This is a genomic window from Photorhabdus temperata, from assembly GCF_025384845.1.
Lineage (GTDB): Bacteria > Pseudomonadota > Gammaproteobacteria > Enterobacterales > Enterobacteriaceae > Photorhabdus > Photorhabdus temperata.
On record NZ_JAJAFX010000003.1, the window covers coordinates 39,214 to 59,763 of the forward strand.

A 20,550-nucleotide genomic window follows, 5' to 3' on the forward strand; every position below is an offset into this window, starting at 1 on the left:
AGAAGAGCATGAACCCACTGACAGCTATCGGCAAAAGTGTCCCCTCCCTCCCAACGTCCCCCGAAGCGGCGGACGCAGATTTGCAGCGCCGTTTCGAACTGGCTATCGCCACTCATACCAACAATACACGTCAATCAACAACAAGACGGGTGGACCAACTATTAACCGACTCGGCCACAAACAGCACAACAGCGGATCTACATGCCACGCATGACGAAAATGAGGAGCTTCCTCCATTTGCCTCCACACACCAGGCAACTGATGACCCGCATAAACACACATTACCACTGCCATGCCATAGCTCCTCTTCTTTTTCACATAAGAGAGAAGAGAACCAAGCTAACCTGGAGCAAAAAAAAGAGTCCCAGGAACATGATACAAGGGCAAACTCTCTGGCGACGCCTGACCTCCCAGTACACACTCCCAATCTTGAGCCGGCCAACATGACACCTGCGGTTGTGCCTCATCCATTACCAGGCCAATATGTACCCGCACAACCTCAAAATCAGAAGAAAAGCTTATTGGCCTCTGTTGATCGTCTCAATGAGATCGCTATCGAGATAAAAGAGTCTCTGTCAGCACCCGCTATCCTGGCGCGCCAGCCAGACCTGGCCCTCCCTGCCACTAACCTAAAACCGGTTGATATCATGTCCTCTGTTGTGGTCTATCCTGACACAGCCACTATTCCTGCACAGAAAGACGCAAACGATGAACCGATATATTATGCAGTGGCGCAAACAACGCCCGACATATCCAGATCTCAGCAAGATACACAAGAGCAAGACATACTTCCCCGCCAGCAGGCAGGCCTAGCTTTTCCTATTCCCCATGCTAATGAAATTAGCATCACGGAAAAAAAGGTCCTTACTGAAATCGAGACATACCATTTATTGGCATCAAAGCCAAAAGAGTCTGACCTTCAACCCTCCTATCCTGATGAATCAAACGGGAAAATGCCCTTCTTTCCACAAACACAGCTTCTGCCAGGCGAGCGCATACTGGCTACAATGCAAGCAACCTCAACCATTTCCCCTCTTTTGGAGATGTTGATCGATAAATTGAGTGTGGAAATCAGTATCGAACTAACACGGCAGCAACGTCCGCCAACATTACATCTGACACTCCCTAACTTGGGTGCTATTGAGATTCAACTAACCAATGAGAATGGCAAACTTCAAATAGAGATTTTGGCGAACCCGGCAGCCCAACAACAATTAAAGCAGGCACGCTTTGAGCTGCTTGAACGTCTACAGCTCCTTTATCCAACACAAACTGTCGAACTCTCTCTCCCGTCTCAAACAGATAGCGAGCACGGTTCACGCCAGAGTCGCAGCGTATATGAAGAATGGAAAAACGATGTATGAATAGCCTGACCCTACCCAAAGTCTCATTGGAAGAATTGACTCTGCGTCAAACCCTGAGCCATCATCAGCAACAATTTAACTGGGCTGATGGTCATCTCACTCTGGATATCGTTTCTCCTCCCCAAACGCTAGACAAGGTGCTGATCGCCCACTGGAAGGGGCATACTTTCTCTTTTTACTGCCATGCAACCGAGCTGGCTCTGTGGCTCGCCCCCGATCTACAACAAGCAGATCTGGCTTCACTCCCTCAGGATCTGCTGCTGGCACTGATGGAATACCAAAGCAAAGCACTACCCGATCTGTCATGGTCCGCGCTGCGAACCATGACAGACCTCTCTTTGTCAGCCTGCTTATTACTACGCCTTGAGCGGCCAGGTGCCACATTGCCACTCTGGTTACCAGAACCCTCGCCCTTACTTACCATATTGCCGAAACGTCAACCTGGCGAGTACTTGCCCATTCCATTACAACTTTCTCTGCAATGGGGGGCAATAAGCCTGACTTTAGACGAGTTTCACACCTTGGAACCAGGGGATGTGTTGCTACTGCCCCCGCAGCAACAACCAAATGCTCCTCTGTTAGCACATCTGGAAGGACGCCCTTGGGCCTACTTTAAATACCATGAACATAAACTGGAGTTAATCACTATGCACTCTCTCTCTCCTGACAGTCCTGACAGTACTCTGCCGGTAACGGACTTAAACAGCCTGGAGGTTCATGTCAGTTTCGAAGTTGGTCGTCAGACTCTGGATTTACATACGCTTACCAGTCTGCAACCCGGTTCATTGATCGATCTTGGTGTTCCGCCAGACGGTGAGGTACGTATTCTCGTCAATCAGAAATGCCTCGGTTCAGGGCGGTTAGTGGATATTCAGGGACGTTTGGGTGTAAGGGTTGAGCATCTCTTTGCGGAGAAACAATCATGATCCAACTACCAAACGAGTTGGATCTTATCATCGGGCTGGCCTTATTGGCTCTGCTCCCCTTTATTGCAGTCATGGCCACCTCTTTTCTCAAACTTGCAGTGGTATTTTCTTTGTTGCGTAACGCTCTGGGAGTACAACAAATCCCCCCCAATATGGCTATGTATGGATTAGCAATTATCCTCACCATCTATGTCATGGCCCCGGTGGGTTTCGCTACTCAAGATTATCTGCGCCAGAATGAAGTTTCATTCAGCAACGCAGAATCGGTAGAAAAATTTATGGAAGAAGGAATAGCACCTTACCGGAACTTTCTCAAACAACATATTAAGCCCAGTGAGCGCACCTTCTTTATTGATAGCACCCGACAGATTTGGCCAAGCCAATATGCAGACCGGCTGGAGCCAGATAGCCTGTTGATCCTGCTGCCAGCCTTTACAGTCAGTGAATTAACCCGAGCCTTTGAAATTGGGTTTCTTCTTTATCTGCCGTTCATTGCGATCGATCTCATTATTTCTAATATTCTGCTCGCGATGGGGATGATGATGGTTTCTCCCATGACCATCTCTCTTCCTTTCAAGTTACTGCTATTTGTCCTGCTTGATGGCTGGACACGCCTGACACACGGCCTTGTCATCAGTTATGGAGCCTGAATATGAGTAATGCTGATATTTTGCACTTCACCAGCCAATCTCTCTGGCTGGTGCTAATTCTTTCTCTGCCACCGGTACTGATGGCTGCCGCGGTGGGAACATTGGTCTCATTGATCCAAGCACTTACCCAAATACAAGAACAAACGCTGGGTTTTGTCATCAAATTAATTGCGGTCATTATTACCTTGTTCGCCACGGCTACCTGGCTTGGCAACGAGCTCTACAGCTTCGCCAACATGGCTTTTCTTAAGGTGCCACTGATCAAATGACCCTACCAGAGCTCCAGCAACAAATCCTTGCTTACACCCTGCTGTTACCCCGCATTATGAGCTGCTTTGTAATATTTCCTGTACTCAGCAAACAGATGCTGGGCGGTGGAATGATTCGCAACGGTGTGGCTTGCTCACTGGCTCTCTATGCTTACCCAACCGTAGCAGATACCCCCCTGCCGGCATTTGGTAGCCTGGAATTGACGCTGTTGCTCGGTAAGGAAGTCCTGCTTGGTCTGCTAATCGGCTTTATCGCTTCTATCCCATTTTGGGCCATGGAAGCCACCGGATTTATTATCGATAACCAACGGGGAGCAACCATGGCTTCGGTACTTAACCCATCTCTGGGAAGCCAAACTTCACCTACAGGTCTGCTATTGACTCAAACTCTGATTACGCTTTTTTTCTCCGGCGGCGCTTTCCTTAGTCTGCTTGGCGCCCTATTTCAGAGTTACAACAGTTGGCCGGTGGCTCAGTTTTTCCCCCACATTACCAGCCAATGGATCAGTTTTTTCTACGGCCAATTCAGCTATCTGTTGCAACTTTGCGCCCTGATGGCAGCCCCTTTATTAATTGCCATGTTTCTGGCCGAGTTCGGGCTGGCACTGATTAGCCGTTTCGCTCCATCTCTCAATGTTTTCGTATTGGCGATGCCAATCAAGAGTGCAATTGCCAGTCTGTTACTGGTTATCTATATCCGATTACTGATGCATCATGCTTATGATAAGGTGTTGTTAACGCTCTCTCCTGTGCGCATGTTAATTCCTGTCCTGGAGGCGCTATGAGTGGAGAAAAAACTGAACAGCCTACTCCCAAAAAACTCAGAGATGCCCGTAAGAAGGGCCAGGTAACCAAAAGCAACGAAGTAGTATCGACCTCCTTAATCCTGGGACTGATCGGTATGATAATAGTCATGTCCGAATACTATTTGGAACATCTGAGTAAATTGATGCTGATCCCGGCTAGTCTGCTGGAGAAACCCTTTCCCCAGGCCTTCAATCATGTCGTTGAAAACCTGATGCAGGAGCTGGTTTACCTCTGCCTGCCAATTCTGTGCGTTTCCGCTTTGTTATCGTTAGCATCACACCTTGCCCAATACGGCTTCCTGTTGAGTGGGAATTCCATCAAGCCTGACATCAAAAAGATCAATCCTATTGAAGGGGCCAAAAGAATCTTCTCTATCAAGAGTCTGATGGAATTCGTCAAATCAATACTCAAAGTGACGCTGCTCTGTATCCTGGTCTGGGTTACCCTGGAAGGTAATCTACAGGCGCTGCTGTACCTGCCGGAGTGTGGAACAAGATGTATTATCCCTGTGCTCGGTATGATGTTAACTCAGTTAATGACCGTATGTGGTATCGGGTTTATCGTGATTTCTATTGCCGATTATGCCTTCGAACACTACCAACATATCAAGAAGCTCAGAATGAGCAAAGACGAGATTAAGCGCGAATATAAAGAGAGTGAAGGCAGCCCGGAGATCAAAAGCAAGCGACGCCAATTTCACCAGGAATTACAATCAAGCAATATGCGCGCCAGCGTCAAAAATTCATCAGTGATCGTTGCCAACCCAACTCATATTGCCGTCGGTATCCGCTACAAGAAAGGAGAGACTCCTTTACCTCTTATTACGCTTAAGTTCACCGATGCGCAAGCCCTGCAAGTCCGGCGTATTGCCGAAGAGGAAGGTATTCCAGTATTACAGCGAATTCCTCTCGCACGGGCACTTTATCAGGATGGCCTCATCGATAACTATATCCCTGCTGATCTCATTCAAGCCACCGCAGAAGTTTTACGCTGGCTGGAACAGTGGCAAGATCGCTCTCCTGAGCCGTAATCTACCCTCAAATAGCGCTTCTTTAGGTGTAAAATGCACTATATTGACCGCTCTGTAAGTCAATGTTCGCTATGTGTCGATCATTCCCAGCGGCTCAGTATTTAAAATTTATTCAGTTTATAACGCATTGAACCACCTTTACGAAGCAACTTGATAAAAACTCGACTCAGGTTCACTTCTTAATTCATTGCGACCAAACCACATAATTACAACAAATTTAAGATAAATAAAGATGACTACTGATAGCTCAGTGTTCCTTAAACGATATTATAATAAACAATCCAATTCAGTTAGATTGATTCTTTCTTTTTATCGATTGATAAAATCGTTCAAACCAGATTTGAATTTCTTATCAAGTGATCTACTATTATGCAAGTATGCGAGGGTTATTTGAGCTATTAGATCTTGTTGTACACTGACTTCTGCGCTTTTTAATCAATTAATACTCAGATGATCATGACAATAATTGACGTATTTTGAATCATCCATACATTATCTGAATAAAAAGGAGAAAACTAATAATTGAGACAAAATAAAAAGCCCAACTTATGACTCAGAATGAGGAATCTACAGGCAATCTTTACTATGTAAAAAAATTGAGCGCTTTTCATCTGTCATTTATAAAATGTGAGAATAATACTATTATTCAGATCGAGAACATTAATATGCCACCAGAAGAAAAACCGTTTTAATTAAAAGGCCTTATAACTCGCTATCCCGTTAAACACATAAAACTATTCTTCCTGTCTATTGCAGGTAGTAAAACCAAAGAAAACATATATTTAATATCAATAAGAATAACGTAATTTATATTTTTTTAAGACAACACCAATAGATCCAGGACAATAAAATGAACGGCATCACAACATCAGGGAAGGGAATGGATATCACTCTGTTCCAGCGTAGCATGCCTGCCTTCAACGTTATAGAGCATCATCAGGAAGGGATATATATCCTGCTCGAAGGTGAGATGACATGGCAGGACAGTACCAATACTTACAATCTCTCTCATAATGAACTGCTTTTTGTTCGTCGTGGCAGTTACGCAGCAAAAACGCGTAGTGATACCTGCAAGCTACTCTGGTTACCGTTAAGTACCACTTTCCTTCACGGTTTTCTGCAACGTTTTGGTACTCTGCTCAGCGAAGTCGAGCGACATAATGTGCCAACACCCGAGTTGATTGCATTTACCTCATCTCCGCTATTATCCCAGAGTGTTAGTGGGCTGGTCGATCTATTGGCTCATGATTACCCCCCAGCCTTGGGTCAATTAAGAACGGAAGAATTGCTATTGTTAATGTCTTTTGAGGAACAAGGGATTTTGCTCATGTCAGTATTACGACAACTGAGCAACCGCCAGGTAGAACGTTTACAGAGCTTTATGGAAAATCACTACCTCAAAGAATGGAAACTTAGCGAATTCGCTAAAGAATTCGGCATGGGATTAACCACTTTCAAAGAGCTATTCCGCTCCGTATACGGCATATCACCACGAGCCTGGATCAGTGAGCGCCGTATTCTTTATGCACATCAGCTACTACTCAATAGTGAGATGAGTATTGTTGATATCTCAATGGAAGCCGGATTCTCCAGCCAATCCTATTTTACTCAAAGCTATCGGAGACGCTTTGATTGCACCCCCAGTCGTGCCAGATATGGCAAAGAGTAACGATTGGCTAAAATAATCTGACGTTTTTTACAAGTTAACCATTGGCCTGACAGATAAAATAAGGCCATTCCTAATCTAATCGACAAGAGTGACTAGCAGCAAGATGAGCATAGCATGAGCCAGCAAGACCATAATCAGACTCGAACCAGCATGTTTCTCGGCCGCAAGATCTCTGTCATGCAGTCTGGGATTCCGCGCCGAGAACAGTTGCTCGGAAAATTACCGTCTATTCAGTACCAGAATAGAGACATTATCAATAACCAACAGTTTGTTCTGTTAAAACGCCTTTTGCCCAGACATCTTCTGGAAAGCTTAATGAAATCTGTTTGGTTTGGCAGACGGCTAAATTGTGGGCAAGCTTTGAAACGTAATGACCTGCAACAGCTAATCAGAGCGGCGGCAAAATCAGAATGTGACTGGAACACGGTACTGGGTGACCACATTAACTTGGCCGACAGGCATCTTTTACAGCATTGGGTACTACAGCCACTATTTGATTGGTGGCTCCGCCTGCTAGAACCAGAGATAGAACTCTGGTTCATCGAACTTGATCAGTTGCAGATTCAAGAACGGCAACTGCGTGCTAAGGCGCACTTTTGGCAACAGGTTGAAAACGTATCATCTCAATGCCGGGAACAACACTATCAAGAGGTTATATCCTTGCAAACAGCGCTCAACCAACGCAAGCAACTATTAGAAAAACTGCTGTTGACAGCGGAAAACCAGGCCCATGAAGCATGGCCCAACTGGTTTACCGGTCTGGATGCACTCCAGACCGACGACAATTTGACAGTTTTCACCCCGGTTCCTGAAGTGCTGTCTCCCTGCTGGACATGGTTGACCGCTTTAAAGTACGACACAGAAGCTGCTATCCACTTGCAACAATGGCTCTGTTCTCGTGCCCTGTGCTTGCCACAGGACAGTTTTTATTGGCAATCGACGACGACCTAATCATTAGAGGAAACATGCAAACTCTACTCAATCATTTGGCCAGTCGCTTGGGCCAGAAACCTTTTGTTTCCGACGGACAAGGGCATTACCATTTGCACATTGATAACTACAACCTGTTTCTTCGCCAACAAGGAACTGAACTTGTGTTATCCAGCCCTCTAAACTGGCGCCATAACCCAAAAGATCCATCAGGCACTGAACAACTGAAGACACTGCTGCAACAAGTCACTCGTTGGGGACGCCATGCTCCCCACGCACTGACCCTGGATGAATCAGAGAATCTTATTCTGGAGGCTCGCCTTGATCCTGACAGCCTGGATGTTCAAATCCTGGAACAGATGCTAACTATGCATGTCGATTTACTGGGACAAATTATGGAATTATTATCGGAAACGCAATCTTCCCCTCAATGGAAACAAGTAATATGGCAGCCATGAAACAGTTCCAACGGCTGTGCCGTTCCTTACTGTTGTCGTTGAGTATCAGTAGCGTGATGCTCTCTTCGGCTTTTAGCCAGGATCTGGATTGGCTGCCCATGCCTTATGACTATCTGGCAAAAGGAGAAAGCTTGCGGGATGTGCTGGTTAATTTCGGTGCTAACTATGACGCATCAGTGGTTGTCAGCGATAAGGTGACCGATCAGGTTAACGGCCATTTTGAACAAGATGGCCCTCAGGAATTCCTGCAACATTTATCCTCTCTCTATAACCTGGTCTGGTATTACGATGGGAGTGTGCTTTATGTATTCAAAAACAGCGAAATACAATCGCGTCTCCTTAAGCTTGAACAAACCAACGCAACAGAGCTACAGCAAGCCATGAAACGTTCCGGTATTTGGGAACCGCGCTTTGGCTGGCGTCCAGATGCAGGTAACCAACTGGTGTACGTATCAGGCCCTCCCCGCTATCTTGAACTGGTCGATCAGACTGCGTCCGCACTGGAACAGCAATCACTGCTGCGTAGCGAAAAAACCGGAGCGTTAACAGTAGAAATTTTCCCTCTAAAATACGCTTCAGTTACAGACCGTCAGATCCAGTATCGTGATAGCAATATTGAAGCGCCTGGTATTGCCACTATTCTCTCCCGCCTGCTCAGCGATGCCAATGTGACGACTGTCACTGGTGAAACAGCATCGACTATGGGCGGAAACCATTCAAGCCGTGCTGTTGTACAGGCAGAACCGTCCCTAAACGCAATCATTGTACGTGACACCCCGGAAAGGATGTCCATGTACGCACATTTAATCAACGCACTGGACAAACCCTCTGCGCGTATTGAAGTTGCACTTTCCATCGTCGACATCAACGCCGACAACCTTTCTGAACTGGGTGTCGACTGGCAGGTAGGCATCAATACCGGACCTCGCCATCTTATCGATATCACCACTACCAGGGAGAAAAAGGAAAAAGGAGAGAGCATCGGTTCAGCAGCACTGGGTAGCTTAGTTGATCGCCGTGGCCTGGATTACCTACTGGCAAAAATAACCCTGTTAGAGAGTAAAGGCAGTGCTCAGGTTGTCTCCCGCCCGACACTTTTAACTCAGGAGAATACTCAAGCAGTCATTGACCACAATGAAACCTATTACGTAAAAGTTAATGGTGAACGAGTTGCCGAGCTTAAAAGCCTCACCTATGGCACGATGCTGCGCATGACTCCCAGAGTCATCCAAATCGGAGATTCCCCTGAAATCAGTTTGAGTCTGCACATTGAAGATGGTAACCAGAAACCCAACAGTTCAGGCCTGGATGGCATTCCTACCATCAGCCGAACCATTGTCGATACCGTTGCCCGGGTTGGGCATGGGCAAAGCTTACTGATCGGCGGCATCTACCGTGACGAGATGAGTGAAACCCAGCGCAAAGTGCCATTTTTAGGCGATATCCCCTACTTGGGTGTTTTGTTCCGCAGTACCACTGAACAAGTTCGACGCTCAGTACGACTATTTATTATTGAGCCACGGCTGATTGATGATGGGATAGCTCATTATCTGGCTCTTGGCAACGGACAAGATCTACGTCATCGGTTACTGGCAACACAAGATCTCTCTAATCAGAGCGTTTCTCTGAGTAAAGTACTGGCCGGCGCACAATGCCAATCTTTATCCCCGGCCCGCCAAGCACAGGAAACACTACGGCAAGCAGGTAAAAGCTCATTTTTGGCCTCATGCCGAATGGGCAAGACTTATGGATGGCGAGTCATTGAGCAACAATGTTCACTTAAGGATACCTGGTGTGTTCGTGCGCAAGATAAGGCGAGCAGATGAGTTGGAAAATTCGCTTCTACCGTGGACTGAATAAAAGTATTGAGGTCAATTTAGCTGAAGGACGTTTAGCCATCGGTTCGGACCCCTTACAGGCAGATATCGTTCTGGTGGATGAAGATGTTGCCCCTGTACACCTCGTCTTAGAAGTAGAATCAGACTCAATCCGCCTGTTGGAATGGGCCGGTGAAGCAGTACCAAGTCAGAATGGTGAACCCCTGTCACCGGGGGTTTCACTGCAAGCATTGGCTCGCCAAGAGGCGGGGCCGTTACTATGGGCTTTCTGTGACCAACAACAGACATTCCCAAATCAACTCGCTGAACCGGCGGTAACACCACACCAGCGCCCTGCCCGGCAAAATCGTAGCCGGGCTGCCGGCGGGATGCTGATACTCTGTCTGGTACTGGCACTCGGCTTTCTGGCGCTGCTTGGGCATGAAGGGTGGCAAAGGCATAACCCATCCCATGGTATGGCCGAACAGGAACTGCGCCGTTTCCTTAATGACGATTCAGCCTATCGTCAGGTTAGTGTACAAATGATGCCCAATAATGAGTCGTTGCTGCTCAAGGGTTACGTGAACTTCAACCACCAACGATTGGCACTGCAACAGTATCTTGATACTCACTCCCTCAATTATCGGCTGGAGTTACGTACCATGGAGGAATTACGTCAGGGAGTGGATTTCATTTTACAAAAATTAGGTTATACCCAGGTCCAGAGCGGCGATGGCAAACTACCCGGTTGGATCCGCCTTACAGGAGAATTAACTGATCCTGATCAGCAATGGAATGACATTGAGTCACTGCTCAAACGTGATGTTCCGGGCTTACTTGGTATAGAAAACCAGACGCGGCTAACCGGTGGTCATCTCAAACGACTGGATATGTTATTGGCTAAACATGATTTACCCAACTCGCTGACTTACCAGGATAAAAGCGATCGTATCGAGTTCACAGGTCAATTGGATGAACTCCAGACTCATAATTTCTACCGCTTACAGCAAGTATTTAAGCAAGAATTCGGCAACCGACCAACACTGGTATTGCTGAATAACAACCGGCTCTCCCGCAATGATGAACTCAATTTCGACGTCCGAGCGGTTTCTCTGGGACGTGTACCTTACGTGATACTAAAAAATAACCTGCGTTATCCCGTCGGAGCAACAACAGAAAATGGTTTGAGGATCGAAGCTATCCGTCGAGATGCCATTGTTATTATCAAAGGTGAGCAGCAATTTATCGTCAAACTTAACAGGAGCCCAACTTTATGATGACATCCTTGGAAGCACGACTGTTCGGTGCTGATCCCGCTTATGTCAACGAAATTCAACACCGCCTCTCTCAGGCGCTGAACGATATTAAACAACGCCTGAGACGTGGTGGTTCTGTACAAGAATACCAACAATGGCAGCAGGAGGCTGACGCCCTCCAAGCTGCAATCACAATACTTAACACAACAGAAGGAGGCCATCATGGCCCAGATTTTTAGTTCCGCAACAACAGTTAATACACTTGATAAGGTTGCTGCTCAACTTAAGACCCAAGCTGATACAGCCAACAGCGACGTTAATGATGCAATCGTCGAACTCAACAAAGGTCCGGATAACCCTGCCGTGTTGGCAGATTTACAACACAAAATCAACAAGTGGTCAGTCATCTACAACATTAACTCCACTGTCACCCGGTCCATGAAGGACCTGATGCAGGGTATATTACAGAAGATCTAATCATGACACGTTCACTCAAAGGGCTACTGGCAGATATTGCTCTGGTTGGAAGCGGCCACCACTGCCATGACGAAGCCAATATTATTGCCGACTGGCTAATGTTAAACGAGGAGGGGCAAGAAGCAGGAAACCTGATTCGGCTCTCTTCTCTGACGAACCAAGGCAAATATCAACAGGCTCTGGATTTTGGCCGGGATCTTCCCTGGCCCAGTCTGGAACCCTGGTTGGCTTTGTGTGAATGGCGTCTGGGACTGGCATCAGCCCTGGAGCAAAGACTGACGCGAATGGCGGGCAGTGACGACCCGCAATTGTTGTCTTTTGTTGACGGTATGCGTGAGCAACTGACTCATGAATAGGATCGAAGGATCATCCTACAACATACCGTCGCAACCAACAGCACAGCCTTCGGTCAGCGTTGTGCACAAGCACGACTTTGAACAGGCACTCGAACTCATGCCTGATCAACAGACGCTGAAAGAGAGGCAACAACGCTGGATACGGGGGGAATCTCTGGAGGAAGTTTTAGGTGACTTCGATCCGGCGACCCAGCGAAAAATCGCCTGGCAGTGGTATCAGACCTTATCAACTGATAGCCAGCCCTCCCAACGTGCTCAGTTAGAGGGCAAACTTATTGCCCCGGTACAAGAACATCTGTGGTCGCAGTTCGGTGGCCTGACATTACCCGTCAAGCCACAACTGGATTTGCCAGAACTCAGAGCGATCATTCGTGAATTCGCGCCCACAGGTCGACAACAGGAAACTGTCCTTCTCAAGGTACTCGGCGAGATTAAATCTCTAGACGGTAACGAGTACCTGAGTGACCTAATCCGACGTGAGTTGCAGACACTTATCCCCCGTAACGGTATGGTGGATAACCTGATACGAAACTCACACAAACTCGATTTGGAGGAATAATGGACCTGCCACAAATAAGCGAGACACTGATAACCAGCCTGGATGAACTCAACACACCTCAGGCCAGTGCCGAAAATGTTGCACATTTTGAAATGGCTATGTCCAATCAAGATCAGGGACTTGGAAACAACCTGATCAGCGAACTGGGCCAGTATAGACAACAACTTACTCAGGCTAAACAAGATCTGGAAGCACAGCTGGCAGTCCCCGGCAGTGATCCCAATAGCCTGATGCAAATGCAATGGTCTCTAATGCGGATCACCCTGCAAGAAGAGCTGATTGCCAAAACAGTAGGACGATTGAATCAAAACGTTGAAACCCTAATGAAAGCCCAGTGAGGAGCCGTGAAGAAACACTCTATAATCTGCATCCTGTTAGCCGTCTTCATGCTAACAGGATGTAAAATCGAACTCTATACTGGAGTTAGCCAAAAAGAAGGCAACGAAATGCTGGCCTTGCTCAGGGAAGCAGGAATTTCCTCTGATAAGCAACCAGACAAAGATGACAATATCAAACTATTAGTCGAAGAATCTGATGTCGCACAAGCTGTTGAGGTGCTCAAACGTAAAGGATATCCACGGGAGAATTTCTCCTCTTTACAGGATGTCTTCCCTAAAGACGGCCTTATCTCCTCACCGGTAGAAGAACGGGCACGGCTCAACTTCGCCAAAGCGCAGGAAATTGCCCGAACGCTTTCTGAGATTGATGGCGTACTCGTAGCACGGGTACATGTGGTCTTGCCGGAGGAACAAGACAGACTGGGTAAGAAGTTATCGCCGGCCTCTTCTTCTGTGTTTATCAAACACGCAGCCGACGTTCAACTCGATACTTATATTCCCCAGATAAAGCAACTGGTCAATAACAGCATCGAAGGACTGAGTTATGACCGCATTAGCGTCGTATTAGTCCCTGCGGCGGGCGTACGCCAGGTACCGTTAGCACCTCGCTATTCCACGCTATTCTCTATCCAGGTTACTGAAGAATCACAAAGCCGCCTGATCGGAATTCTGGTTTCATTATTAGCCTTGTTATTCATCAGCAATCTGGCTCAGTTCCTGTGGCACCGAAGCAGGATGCAATAATGGTAACAGCACTAACGCCCTACCAATTTCGGTTTTGCCCTGCCAGTTATATTCATGCGGACCATCTATCACCAGATTGGCTTTCAGTCTTGTCCTCCCTTCCTGAATGGCGTAGCTCTCCCAGAGTCAATGGGCTACTGTTGACTCAATTTGACCTGAATGTGGATTATGAGTTACCCGCCAGATTGGGAAACATTGCCTTGCTGGAGCAATCATACTTAGAACAACTTCTTACCTGGCTGGGAGCCTTACTTCACGGGCAAGCTATTCGCCATTGCCTGTTGGCGGCAGAACTTCGCCATTTACATGACGCGCTTGGGAGAGAGGGGCATCACTTTTGCTTAAAGTACCTCGACATCATTATCGGCAACTGGCCGACTGGTTGGCAACGTTCATTGCCACCAGAAATCAATGCGAACTATTTTCGTACCTGTGCCTTACAGTTTTGGCTAATGGCTATGGAACCACTCCCTGCCGATTTCGCCAAACGCCTGAGCTTGCGGCTTCCCCCTCATGACCATTCCCCGGCCTGGCCTGTCAGCCAGGCAGAACGACCACTGGCACAGGCATTGTGTCTCAAATTGGCTAAACAAGTGAATACAGAATGTTACCTTTTATTAAAATAACAAAAGAACATCTTCAATTTTCTCCTGAACTTCTGATATTGCGTAAAGCAGACTATCAAACCTGCCTCAGCGCCCAGTCTCTGCTTGATGCCGCCCAGATCCAGGCTCAGGAAATTGAACGTGAAGCTCAGACCGTTTATGAGCAACAAAAAGAGTTAGGTTGGCAGGCCGGTATTGATGCTGCCCGCGCAGAACAAGCCAATTTGATTCACCAAACCCAGCTCCAGTGTCAGCAATATTACCGACAAATCGAGCAGCAAATGAGCAATGTAGTATTACAAGCTGTTCGTAAGATCCTGAAGAATTATGACCAAGTTTCCCTTACCTTACAGGTGGTTCGTGAAGCCCTTTCATTAGTCAGCAACCAAAAGCAAGTCATCCTACGGGTTAATCCTGAACAGGCCGCAACAGTACGCGAACAGATATCCCGGGTACATAAAGACTTTCCTGAGATCGGTTACTTAGAAGTCACGGCGGATGATCGCCTCGATCAGGGCGGCTGCATTCTGGAAACAGAAGTCGGGATCATTGATGCCAGCTTAGATAGCCAACTCGACGCACTCATGTCCGCTATTAATAATCAATGGCAGAGTTGACTATTTCGCCACCCAAATGGATAAAAAAACAGACATTCCTGACGTAATAACCAGGGAATTCGTTATTTCTGCAACATCTATAAAAAAGAGAGTTGGAACCTTTCTGGAATGAGAGTCTTACAACATTCCAGATATACAACTTGTTTTCGACGGAAAGTGAAAATTTCTTCTGCCGTTATTAATATTCTCTATTTCGACAAAACATTATGATTCACTCTATCTGATATCCAGGTTCATATTCCCTGGAATAATCCCGCAAAAAACTATTCAAGGAGTAACCATTGTCTCCCATCTCAGGTATTAATCACCAAAGAATATTTCCTACCCAACAACTCGACACCACAGCCGTTAATCAGCCACAGGGAGAACTCTCTGGTCGCTCCCTGAAAGTCGCTTCACCCAGACCTAGGTTGCTGGAACGCCTCTCGGCCACGATCCAACGCAACCTGCCGGGCCACTCTATGCTCGATCGCCAGCTGACAACCGATGGCAAGAAAAACCAGGAAAGCCGCTTCGCTTTCAGTATGATAATGGACCGAATCATTCACTTTGCGGTCAGCACTAAGCTGGGGAGCGTCCGAGATTCCGCGGGTAAGCATGGCGGAGAAGTCACCTTCAAATTTGCCCAGACCAAAGGTGCCTTTCTGGACCAAATCATGAAACACAAAGACACCGCTGGCGGTGTTTGTGAATCCATATCCGCCCACTGGATAAGTGCCCATGCCAAAGGTGAGAGCGTCTTTGACCAACTCTATGTTGGGGGTCAGAAAGGTCAGTTCCATATCGACTCTCTGGTTTCCATCAAACAATTACAGATGGATGGCATAGCCCAGGGTGCCGATCAAGACACAATGACCGAATCCTGGCTCAGTGAAAACGGCATCCAACCCCGCATGAAAACGATAACCTATCAAAGCGCCAACGGACCAATTGATTACAAGAATCCAATCGAAATCAATGGTCAGACCGGCAGCAATGGCACAGAAGACCTGCTAAACGCCATCCTGGATACAGGCGATCAGGGTTCTAGCTACAAGAAGATCGGTTTTTCAGGGCAGATGGCTGGACACACAGTAGCAGCCTATGTAGATGACCAAAAAGGGGTCACTTTCTTCGATCCTAACTTCGGCGAGTTCAACTTCCCGGATAAAACCTCATTCTCCAACTGGTTCACCCAGGATTTCTGGCCCAAATCCATGTACAACATGGAAATCGGCCTGGGACAACATTTCCAAGTTCTTAACTACGAGCCTAAAACACAATGACACACGACTACCACCAACTAATAGAAACCCTGTTCTCCAAACTTGACCTCCCTGCGTCCCCTACCGACGATGACATATACACTTTGGAGGTCAACGGACGTTTTCAGGTACTGATTGGCTGCTATCACGATGATTGGCTACAGTTGTTCTGTGAATTAGGCTCCGAAGTTAGCCGCTCTAACAACCTTTTTGGACAACATTGGCCCGCCCATGTCCAGGGCGATCTGGATGGACAAGCAATCCTGTGGTCACAACGCCCTCTGTCCGAGGTAGATGTGGTTGAACTACAGGCTTGGTTAGAGCGTTTCATTGATGACATTGAGCAGCGCCTTGCACCTGACACTCAGCAACCTCAAGATCTGCCCCCTCCTTCCCTGATGCGGGTCTGAAAAGGGACGACTATCGAGCTATAAGCGCAATGAAGGCCTCAAGATTTAGCGCCCTTTGTAAGATAATCCGGTATACATTTCTTATGCCGGATTTTTTCTATACAAACAGGGAATAATAGCATGTAACATTTTGGCGAATACACATGCGAAAAACCCGCAATTAAGCGGGTTTTTACTATTAACAACTTTAACTGCTCAGGCTCTCACCTTCATCGCTATCGTAAAGCCGTTAATGGATTTAAGCATTTAAGTTAAATCAAGATAATACGATAACATTTACCGCTGATGGACCTTTAGCACCATTCTCGATAGAGAATGAAACTTCCTGTCCTTCTTCCAGCGTTTTGAAATTATTGCTCTGAATTGCAGAATAATGAACAAAAACGTCTTTGCTACCATCTTTCGGAGAAATAAAGCCAAAACCTTTATCGTTATTAAACCATTTTACTGAACCAGTCATTGCATTAGACATAGAATTTTCCTTTAATTTTATTTAAGTTGCCATAAGGCATATTAGGTCTGTTTTTCAGTTTTACTTATGGGTACTAATTAGAAGGAATTCGCAATGAAGTGGTATCGTGGATAACGCTAAATGGTGAACTGCTTTAACTTGCTTTTCATAAAGTAGGTCTGTACTTCCAAACCAGTGACGCTATTAACTCACATTTAATGGCATTTGGCAAATTTTAATTTCATTTATTTTTTTCTATTTGATGCTTCCCTTTTCCCAAATTGCTGATTTGCCCATACTGCATAGCATCACCAATGCTATAACTGACTAATTATAAAAAGTTATTATCCTAAAACCATATTTGGAATGCCGGAAATTGGGTGAATCACTTAACAAACCTACTGGAACTGAAACGTACACTGTCCACACGCTTTTACAACCATTTAACAACATATAGCAGCATTAGCGCACCCATTACGTTAATAACACCGACTGAACTCACTATAATGCCAATGTATTCTGCTATTTTGCATTTGAGCTCACCTCAGAAATTCGATTGAATATCCACAGAAACGTGGCCTTGTCTTGCAAATCCGGTAAAAATTTGGCTATGGTATTAATGTAGCCATTTATTCATGCTTGGAATGCTAAAGGTAATATTCCAGAGCTGAGTAACATAGGCCACAATTTCATGTGTGTGATGGAAAAGATTTTTAGATAAGTGGTTGATTAAAAAGTCAGTTTGCTCTCGAGAAAATAAACTATCAGACCCCCCATTATCAGATTGAAGTTTACCTTGATTGAGGTAATCACTGATATGACGGTCAACGGTGGTCTGATGGAGTCGCAATGCCTGGGCTATCATCACGGAACTCCACCCTTCAGAAGCCAGAAGGATAGCTTTTATTCTGTCTCGTACTTGGCCATCACGAGTGGTGTCGTGAAGACGTTCAAGTTTGATTTTTTGTTCTGATGTAATAAATATTTTCATAGCGAGGATAATGATCTCCATTTCGGATAAAATCAAGCATCTTCAATGATTACGGGTATAAATGCAGATCTTCCTAACCAAGAGGGAATACCTTTCAACCTCGGAGCTGGAACACCTGAATTAAAAATCATGTCCGCAGATGGTAGCAATTACCCGCTTAAGCTTGACAATAAAGAATATCCTCAAGGTCTATTCAATTTCATGACCAAAGAAGGTCAGAATACAGGAAAGGTTGTGATTGACGTCGCCCCACAAGACGCTAATGTGTATGGCCTTAACACAATATTTCGTCAAAATCTTATCGCACGCGATGGAGAAGTACTAAGCGCTGGAGATCAGATGAAATATTTTAATTTTAGTTATGGAATAAAAAACCGTAGAGATCATAATTATGGTGAAGCAATGCCCATCTTTATGAAAGTTGGCACTATAACTATATCTCTCAACAATCCCTAATCTGCAATGACCTCAAGCAACGGATACATAAAACTCTGAATGGATTCTTTCCAAATTAAGAGGTTATTCCAGTAGACGTCATTGTCGCAGACGGCTCTTGTGAATAAATAGTGAATATGGACAACACGCAGAGATTGGGAAAGGAAATATTAGAAATTCTGTGTCATTTCAGTAAATTCGCTAAAAAAGGAAATGACACATGCTCCAACTTTTTAACAAACCAGTACATCACCAGCTCCATTTAGCTAAAACAAAGAAAACTCATTAGAATCTTTTCACATTTATCCGTTTTGCCCCTTGCTCGCACCCTGCAACAATTTATACTCAAAATAACGGTATTTCTGTCACATAGAACCTGTTATCTCTGATTTTCTGGTTTCTATGCTCTCAGACTTATCAATTTTATCACAAAATATTAACAAGTTATCACTATATACTCTGCCAGGAAAAGTGCTCATGTAGGTTATGCTAATAATCTCTTTAGCTATACTTATCATTTACTATCTGATTGAGTAGAAGGAAGGGATACCCTATAGGAAAATATAAAAATGAAAAAATTAATCGTTCTAACCCAAAAAGCGCCTTCTCCCCTCCCTGAAAAACAGGATTTCCCAGAGGCTAACTGATGAAAAATAAACTCATTAGCATACAGCAAACCGCCGAGCATTTTTATGATGGAATGACCATCATGGTAGGCGGCTTTATAGGCGTAGGTACACCTCCTGGTTTAATCACCGCATTACTCAATTCCAGTGTAAAAGATCTGACGCTGATTGCTAACGATACTGGCCGTGTCGACTTTGGCATCGGCCCTCTTATCGTTAATAACAGAGTGAAAAAAGTTATCACCTCGCATATTGGCACTAATCTGGAAACTGGACGCCAAATGATTGCTGGAGAAATAGAGGTGGAACTGGTTCCTCTAGGCACGTTGATTGAACGCATTCGCTGCGGCGGAGCAGGTTTGGGCGGATTCCTGACTCCTACCGGCGTGGGTACTTTTGTAGAAGCCGGAAAACAAAAAATAACCCTCAACAGAACAGACTACCTGCTGGAACTCCCACTGCGTGCTGATCTGGCGTTGATTCAGGCCCATCTTTCCGATCATCAGGGCAACCTGACTTATCAGTTAAGCGCCCGTAATTTTAACCCCGTGATCGCTCTGGCTGCGGATATCACGATTGCCGAGCCGGATGCATTGGTTGAAGTGGGTGAGATTGCACCGGACTGCGTTATGACACCTGGCGCACTGATCGACTACATTGTTTATCCGAGAGGAAATTCATAATGAACACCAAACAACTTATTGCCCATCGTATTGCACTTGAGCTACAAGACGGCGATGTTGTTAACCTCGGCATCGGTATTCCCACACTAGTCGCGAACTATCTGCCCGATAACATTCATATTACCCTACAATCAGAAAACGGCTTTCTGGGCCTTGGCCCCGTTACAGAACCCCATCCGAATCTGGTCAATGCCGGAGGAAAAGCCTGTGGCATCCTGCCCGGTGCCGCCATGTTTGACAGTGCATTCTCTTTTGCTTTAATACGCGGTGGTCACATAGATGCTTGTGTGCTAGGTGCTCTGCAAGTCGACCAACATGCCAACTTAGCCAGTTGGATGATACCGGGAAAAATGGTGCTCGGTATGGGGGGAGCGATGGATCTCGTTACGGGTGCCCGCAAAGTGATTATTGCAATGGAACACTGTACCAAAGACGGATCCGCAAAGATCCTCAAGCAATGTACCCTGCCGCTAACTGCCGTCAACAAAGTCAAGATGATTGTCACCGAACTGGCCGTCTTCTACTTTGAACAGGGGCAGCTAATCCTGAAAGAACATGCGCCAGGTATCACACTAGAAACTCTACAGGCAAAAACCGAAGCAGAATTCAGAGTCGCACATGATCTCAAAGTCATGCCCATTCCAATGCAGAAAAAAGATGGAGTATGATTGGTCATATTTCCAACATACCAACTGGTTTTGTCAGCGGTTATCTCCTTGATCTACTGAGAATTACCACACCGCTGACCACACTGATTTTTTAAAAATGCACTAATATCTGTATTAGTTAATAAATTAATATCAGTAGCAAGTGAACTAAAAAAATATAAAGAGATTGA

The 20,550-nt window shown here is 45.9% G+C and carries 25 protein-coding genes and 1 pseudogene; 24 read left to right on the forward strand and 2 right to left on the reverse strand.

The annotated features are described in order from the left end of the window. Positions 1 to 8: 8 nt before the first annotated feature. From LGZ99_RS01695 to LGZ99_RS01795, 21 genes are all read left to right on the forward strand, one after another. Positions 9 to 1,364: a type III secretion system needle length determinant gene (locus LGZ99_RS01695; RefSeq protein ID WP_051769097.1), complete on the forward strand. Its 1,356-nt coding sequence runs from the start codon at positions 9 to 11 to the stop codon at positions 1,362 to 1,364. Then, a complete protein-coding gene (gene sctQ, locus LGZ99_RS01700) occupies positions 1,361 to 2,290 on the forward strand; it encodes a type III secretion system cytoplasmic ring protein SctQ (protein ID WP_036836884.1) in 930 nt (309 codons plus the stop codon). The genes LGZ99_RS01695 and sctQ overlap by 4 nt, the downstream gene beginning before the upstream one ends. Continuing rightward, on the forward strand, positions 2,287 to 2,940 hold the full coding sequence (sctR, locus tag LGZ99_RS01705; RefSeq protein WP_021323783.1) for a type III secretion system export apparatus subunit SctR: 654 nt from the start codon (positions 2,287 to 2,289) through the stop codon (positions 2,938 to 2,940). The genes sctQ and sctR overlap by 4 nt, the downstream gene beginning before the upstream one ends. A gap of 2 nt (positions 2,941 to 2,942) precedes the next feature. Further along, positions 2,943 to 3,209 carry a type III secretion system export apparatus subunit SctS gene (gene sctS, locus LGZ99_RS01710; protein WP_021323784.1) on the forward strand — a complete coding sequence of 89 codons (267 nt, stop codon included), beginning with the start codon at positions 2,943 to 2,945 and terminating at the stop codon, positions 3,207 to 3,209. Next, positions 3,206 to 3,994: a type III secretion system export apparatus subunit SctT gene (gene sctT / locus LGZ99_RS01715; RefSeq protein ID WP_021323785.1), complete on the forward strand. Its 789-nt coding sequence runs from the start codon at positions 3,206 to 3,208 to the stop codon at positions 3,992 to 3,994. Before sctS ends, sctT begins: the two co-directional genes overlap by 4 nt. Then, the gene (gene sctU, locus LGZ99_RS01720) at positions 3,991 to 5,046 is read left to right on the forward strand and encodes a type III secretion system export apparatus subunit SctU (protein ID WP_021323786.1); all 1,056 of its coding nucleotides are present in this window, start codon (positions 3,991 to 3,993) and stop codon (positions 5,044 to 5,046) included. The genes sctT and sctU overlap by 4 nt, the downstream gene beginning before the upstream one ends. An 850-nt stretch (positions 5,047 to 5,896) precedes the next feature. Further along, entirely contained in the window at positions 5,897 to 6,715 is an 819-nt protein-coding gene (locus LGZ99_RS01725) for a helix-turn-helix transcriptional regulator (protein WP_036836887.1), read from the forward strand. Positions 6,716 to 6,829: 114 nt separating this feature from the next. Next, positions 6,830 to 7,666 (forward strand): T3SS regulon anti-activator ExsD domain-containing protein, encoded by an 837-nt coding sequence (locus LGZ99_RS01730; protein WP_036836890.1) that lies wholly within the window; start codon positions 6,830 to 6,832, stop codon positions 7,664 to 7,666. 14 nt (positions 7,667 to 7,680) lie between these two features. After that, a complete protein-coding gene (locus LGZ99_RS01735) occupies positions 7,681 to 8,103 on the forward strand; it encodes a YscB family type III secretion system chaperone (protein WP_036836893.1) in 423 nt (140 codons plus the stop codon). Then, a complete protein-coding gene (gene sctC / locus LGZ99_RS01740; RefSeq protein ID WP_390893997.1) occupies positions 8,091 to 9,929 on the forward strand; it encodes a type III secretion system outer membrane ring subunit SctC in 1,839 nt (612 codons plus the stop codon). Before LGZ99_RS01735 ends, sctC begins: the two co-directional genes overlap by 13 nt. Next, complete coding sequence (gene sctD / locus LGZ99_RS01745; protein WP_315903446.1) at positions 9,926 to 11,197, forward strand: type III secretion system inner membrane ring subunit SctD; 1,272 nt, start codon at positions 9,926 to 9,928, stop codon at positions 11,195 to 11,197. Before sctC ends, sctD begins: the two co-directional genes overlap by 4 nt. Further along, on the forward strand, positions 11,194 to 11,415 hold the full coding sequence (locus tag LGZ99_RS01750; protein ID WP_021323791.1) for an EscE/YscE/SsaE family type III secretion system needle protein co-chaperone: 222 nt from the start codon (positions 11,194 to 11,196) through the stop codon (positions 11,413 to 11,415). Before sctD ends, LGZ99_RS01750 begins: the two co-directional genes overlap by 4 nt. Continuing rightward, positions 11,399 to 11,653, forward strand: a complete 255-nt coding sequence (gene sctF / locus LGZ99_RS01755; protein WP_262978811.1) for a type III secretion system needle filament subunit SctF — start codon at positions 11,399 to 11,401, stop codon at positions 11,651 to 11,653. The genes LGZ99_RS01750 and sctF overlap by 17 nt, the downstream gene beginning before the upstream one ends. 2 nt (positions 11,654 to 11,655) lie before the next feature. After that, entirely contained in the window at positions 11,656 to 12,009 is a 354-nt protein-coding gene (locus tag LGZ99_RS01760; RefSeq protein ID WP_023045019.1) for a YscG family type III secretion system chaperone, read from the forward strand. Continuing rightward, the gene (locus LGZ99_RS01765) at positions 12,002 to 12,568 is read left to right on the forward strand and encodes a YopR family T3SS polymerization control protein (protein WP_023045018.1); all 567 of its coding nucleotides are present in this window, start codon (positions 12,002 to 12,004) and stop codon (positions 12,566 to 12,568) included. Before LGZ99_RS01760 ends, LGZ99_RS01765 begins: the two co-directional genes overlap by 8 nt. Then, on the forward strand, positions 12,568 to 12,906 hold the full coding sequence (sctI, locus tag LGZ99_RS01770; protein WP_021323795.1) for a type III secretion system inner rod subunit SctI: 339 nt from the start codon (positions 12,568 to 12,570) through the stop codon (positions 12,904 to 12,906). The genes LGZ99_RS01765 and sctI overlap by 1 nt, the downstream gene beginning before the upstream one ends. Positions 12,907 to 12,912: 6 nt before the next feature. After that, positions 12,913 to 13,650 carry a type III secretion system inner membrane ring lipoprotein SctJ gene (sctJ, locus tag LGZ99_RS01775; RefSeq protein ID WP_031280950.1) on the forward strand — a complete coding sequence of 246 codons (738 nt, stop codon included), beginning with the start codon at positions 12,913 to 12,915 and terminating at the stop codon, positions 13,648 to 13,650. Continuing rightward, positions 13,650 to 14,276 (forward strand): Yop proteins translocation protein K, encoded by a 627-nt coding sequence (locus LGZ99_RS01780; protein ID WP_036836897.1) that lies wholly within the window; start codon positions 13,650 to 13,652, stop codon positions 14,274 to 14,276. Before sctJ ends, LGZ99_RS01780 begins: the two co-directional genes overlap by 1 nt. After that, positions 14,255 to 14,872, forward strand: a complete 618-nt coding sequence (locus tag LGZ99_RS01785) for an HrpE/YscL family type III secretion apparatus protein (RefSeq protein ID WP_036836899.1) — start codon at positions 14,255 to 14,257, stop codon at positions 14,870 to 14,872. Before LGZ99_RS01780 ends, LGZ99_RS01785 begins: the two co-directional genes overlap by 22 nt. A gap of 281 nt (positions 14,873 to 15,153) precedes the next feature. Beyond that, a complete protein-coding gene (locus tag LGZ99_RS01790; RefSeq protein WP_021323799.1) occupies positions 15,154 to 16,137 on the forward strand; it encodes a YopT-type cysteine protease domain-containing protein in 984 nt (327 codons plus the stop codon). Continuing rightward, positions 16,134 to 16,526: a CesT family type III secretion system chaperone gene (locus tag LGZ99_RS01795; RefSeq protein ID WP_039877968.1), complete on the forward strand. Its 393-nt coding sequence runs from the start codon at positions 16,134 to 16,136 to the stop codon at positions 16,524 to 16,526. The genes LGZ99_RS01790 and LGZ99_RS01795 overlap by 4 nt, the downstream gene beginning before the upstream one ends. 256 nt (positions 16,527 to 16,782) lie before the next feature. On the opposite strand, the gene cspE is transcribed toward LGZ99_RS01795, so the two are convergent. After that, positions 16,783 to 16,998, reverse strand: a complete 216-nt coding sequence (cspE, locus tag LGZ99_RS01800) for a transcription antiterminator/RNA stability regulator CspE (protein ID WP_021323801.1) — start codon at positions 16,996 to 16,998, stop codon at positions 16,783 to 16,785. A gap of 598 nt (positions 16,999 to 17,596) precedes the next feature. Continuing rightward, positions 17,597 to 17,968: pseudogene (locus LGZ99_RS01805) on the reverse strand (IS630 family transposase); the annotation flags it as partial. A 45-nt stretch (positions 17,969 to 18,013) separates the two neighbouring features. Between LGZ99_RS01805 and LGZ99_RS01810 the strand changes: the two are divergent. The 3 genes from LGZ99_RS01810 (at position 18,014) to LGZ99_RS01820 (ending at position 20,380) form a co-directional block, all read left to right on the forward strand. Beyond that, entirely contained in the window at positions 18,014 to 18,424 is a 411-nt protein-coding gene (locus LGZ99_RS01810; RefSeq protein ID WP_021323803.1) for a hypothetical protein, read from the forward strand. Between the two features lie 625 nt (positions 18,425 to 19,049). After that, on the forward strand, positions 19,050 to 19,712 hold the full coding sequence (atoD, locus tag LGZ99_RS01815) for an acetate CoA-transferase subunit alpha (RefSeq protein ID WP_021323804.1): 663 nt from the start codon (positions 19,050 to 19,052) through the stop codon (positions 19,710 to 19,712). Further along, positions 19,712 to 20,380 carry a CoA transferase subunit B gene (locus LGZ99_RS01820; RefSeq protein WP_021323805.1) on the forward strand — a complete coding sequence of 223 codons (669 nt, stop codon included), beginning with the start codon at positions 19,712 to 19,714 and terminating at the stop codon, positions 20,378 to 20,380. Before atoD ends, LGZ99_RS01820 begins: the two co-directional genes overlap by 1 nt. Positions 20,381 to 20,550 lie beyond the last annotated feature (170 nt).

Coding starts and splice junctions, on each gene's coding strand:
- LGZ99_RS01695 (WP_051769097.1), top strand. CDS start 9: ATGAACCCACTGACAGCTATCGGCAAAAGTGTCCCCTCCCTCCCAACG.
- sctQ (WP_036836884.1), top strand. CDS start 1,361: ATGAATAGCCTGACCCTACCCAAAGTCTCATTGGAAGAATTGACTCTG.
- sctR (WP_021323783.1), top strand. CDS start 2,287: ATGATCCAACTACCAAACGAGTTGGATCTTATCATCGGGCTGGCCTTA.
- sctS (WP_021323784.1), top strand. CDS start 2,943: ATGAGTAATGCTGATATTTTGCACTTCACCAGCCAATCTCTCTGGCTG.
- sctT (WP_021323785.1), top strand. CDS start 3,206: ATGACCCTACCAGAGCTCCAGCAACAAATCCTTGCTTACACCCTGCTG.
- sctU (WP_021323786.1), top strand. CDS start 3,991: ATGAGTGGAGAAAAAACTGAACAGCCTACTCCCAAAAAACTCAGAGAT.
- LGZ99_RS01725 (WP_036836887.1), top strand. CDS start 5,897: ATGAACGGCATCACAACATCAGGGAAGGGAATGGATATCACTCTGTTC.
- LGZ99_RS01730 (WP_036836890.1), top strand. CDS start 6,830: ATGAGCCAGCAAGACCATAATCAGACTCGAACCAGCATGTTTCTCGGC.
- LGZ99_RS01735 (WP_036836893.1), top strand. CDS start 7,681: ATGCAAACTCTACTCAATCATTTGGCCAGTCGCTTGGGCCAGAAACCT.
- sctC (WP_390893997.1), top strand. CDS start 8,091: ATGGCAGCCATGAAACAGTTCCAACGGCTGTGCCGTTCCTTACTGTTG.
- sctD (WP_315903446.1), top strand. CDS start 9,926: ATGAGTTGGAAAATTCGCTTCTACCGTGGACTGAATAAAAGTATTGAG.
- LGZ99_RS01750 (WP_021323791.1), top strand. CDS start 11,194: ATGATGACATCCTTGGAAGCACGACTGTTCGGTGCTGATCCCGCTTAT.
- sctF (WP_262978811.1), top strand. CDS start 11,399: ATGGCCCAGATTTTTAGTTCCGCAACAACAGTTAATACACTTGATAAG.
- LGZ99_RS01760 (WP_023045019.1), top strand. CDS start 11,656: ATGACACGTTCACTCAAAGGGCTACTGGCAGATATTGCTCTGGTTGGA.
- LGZ99_RS01765 (WP_023045018.1), top strand. CDS start 12,002: ATGAATAGGATCGAAGGATCATCCTACAACATACCGTCGCAACCAACA.
- sctI (WP_021323795.1), top strand. CDS start 12,568: ATGGACCTGCCACAAATAAGCGAGACACTGATAACCAGCCTGGATGAA.
- LGZ99_RS01780 (WP_036836897.1), top strand. CDS start 13,650: ATGGTAACAGCACTAACGCCCTACCAATTTCGGTTTTGCCCTGCCAGT.
- LGZ99_RS01785 (WP_036836899.1), top strand. CDS start 14,255: ATGTTACCTTTTATTAAAATAACAAAAGAACATCTTCAATTTTCTCCT.
- LGZ99_RS01795 (WP_039877968.1), top strand. CDS start 16,134: ATGACACACGACTACCACCAACTAATAGAAACCCTGTTCTCCAAACTT.
- cspE (WP_021323801.1), bottom strand. CDS start 16,998: ATGTCTAATGCAATGACTGGTTCAGTAAAATGGTTTAATAACGATAAA.
- LGZ99_RS01810 (WP_021323803.1), top strand. CDS start 18,014: ATGATTACGGGTATAAATGCAGATCTTCCTAACCAAGAGGGAATACCT.
- atoD (WP_021323804.1), top strand. CDS start 19,050: ATGAAAAATAAACTCATTAGCATACAGCAAACCGCCGAGCATTTTTAT.
- LGZ99_RS01820 (WP_021323805.1), top strand. CDS start 19,712: ATGAACACCAAACAACTTATTGCCCATCGTATTGCACTTGAGCTACAA.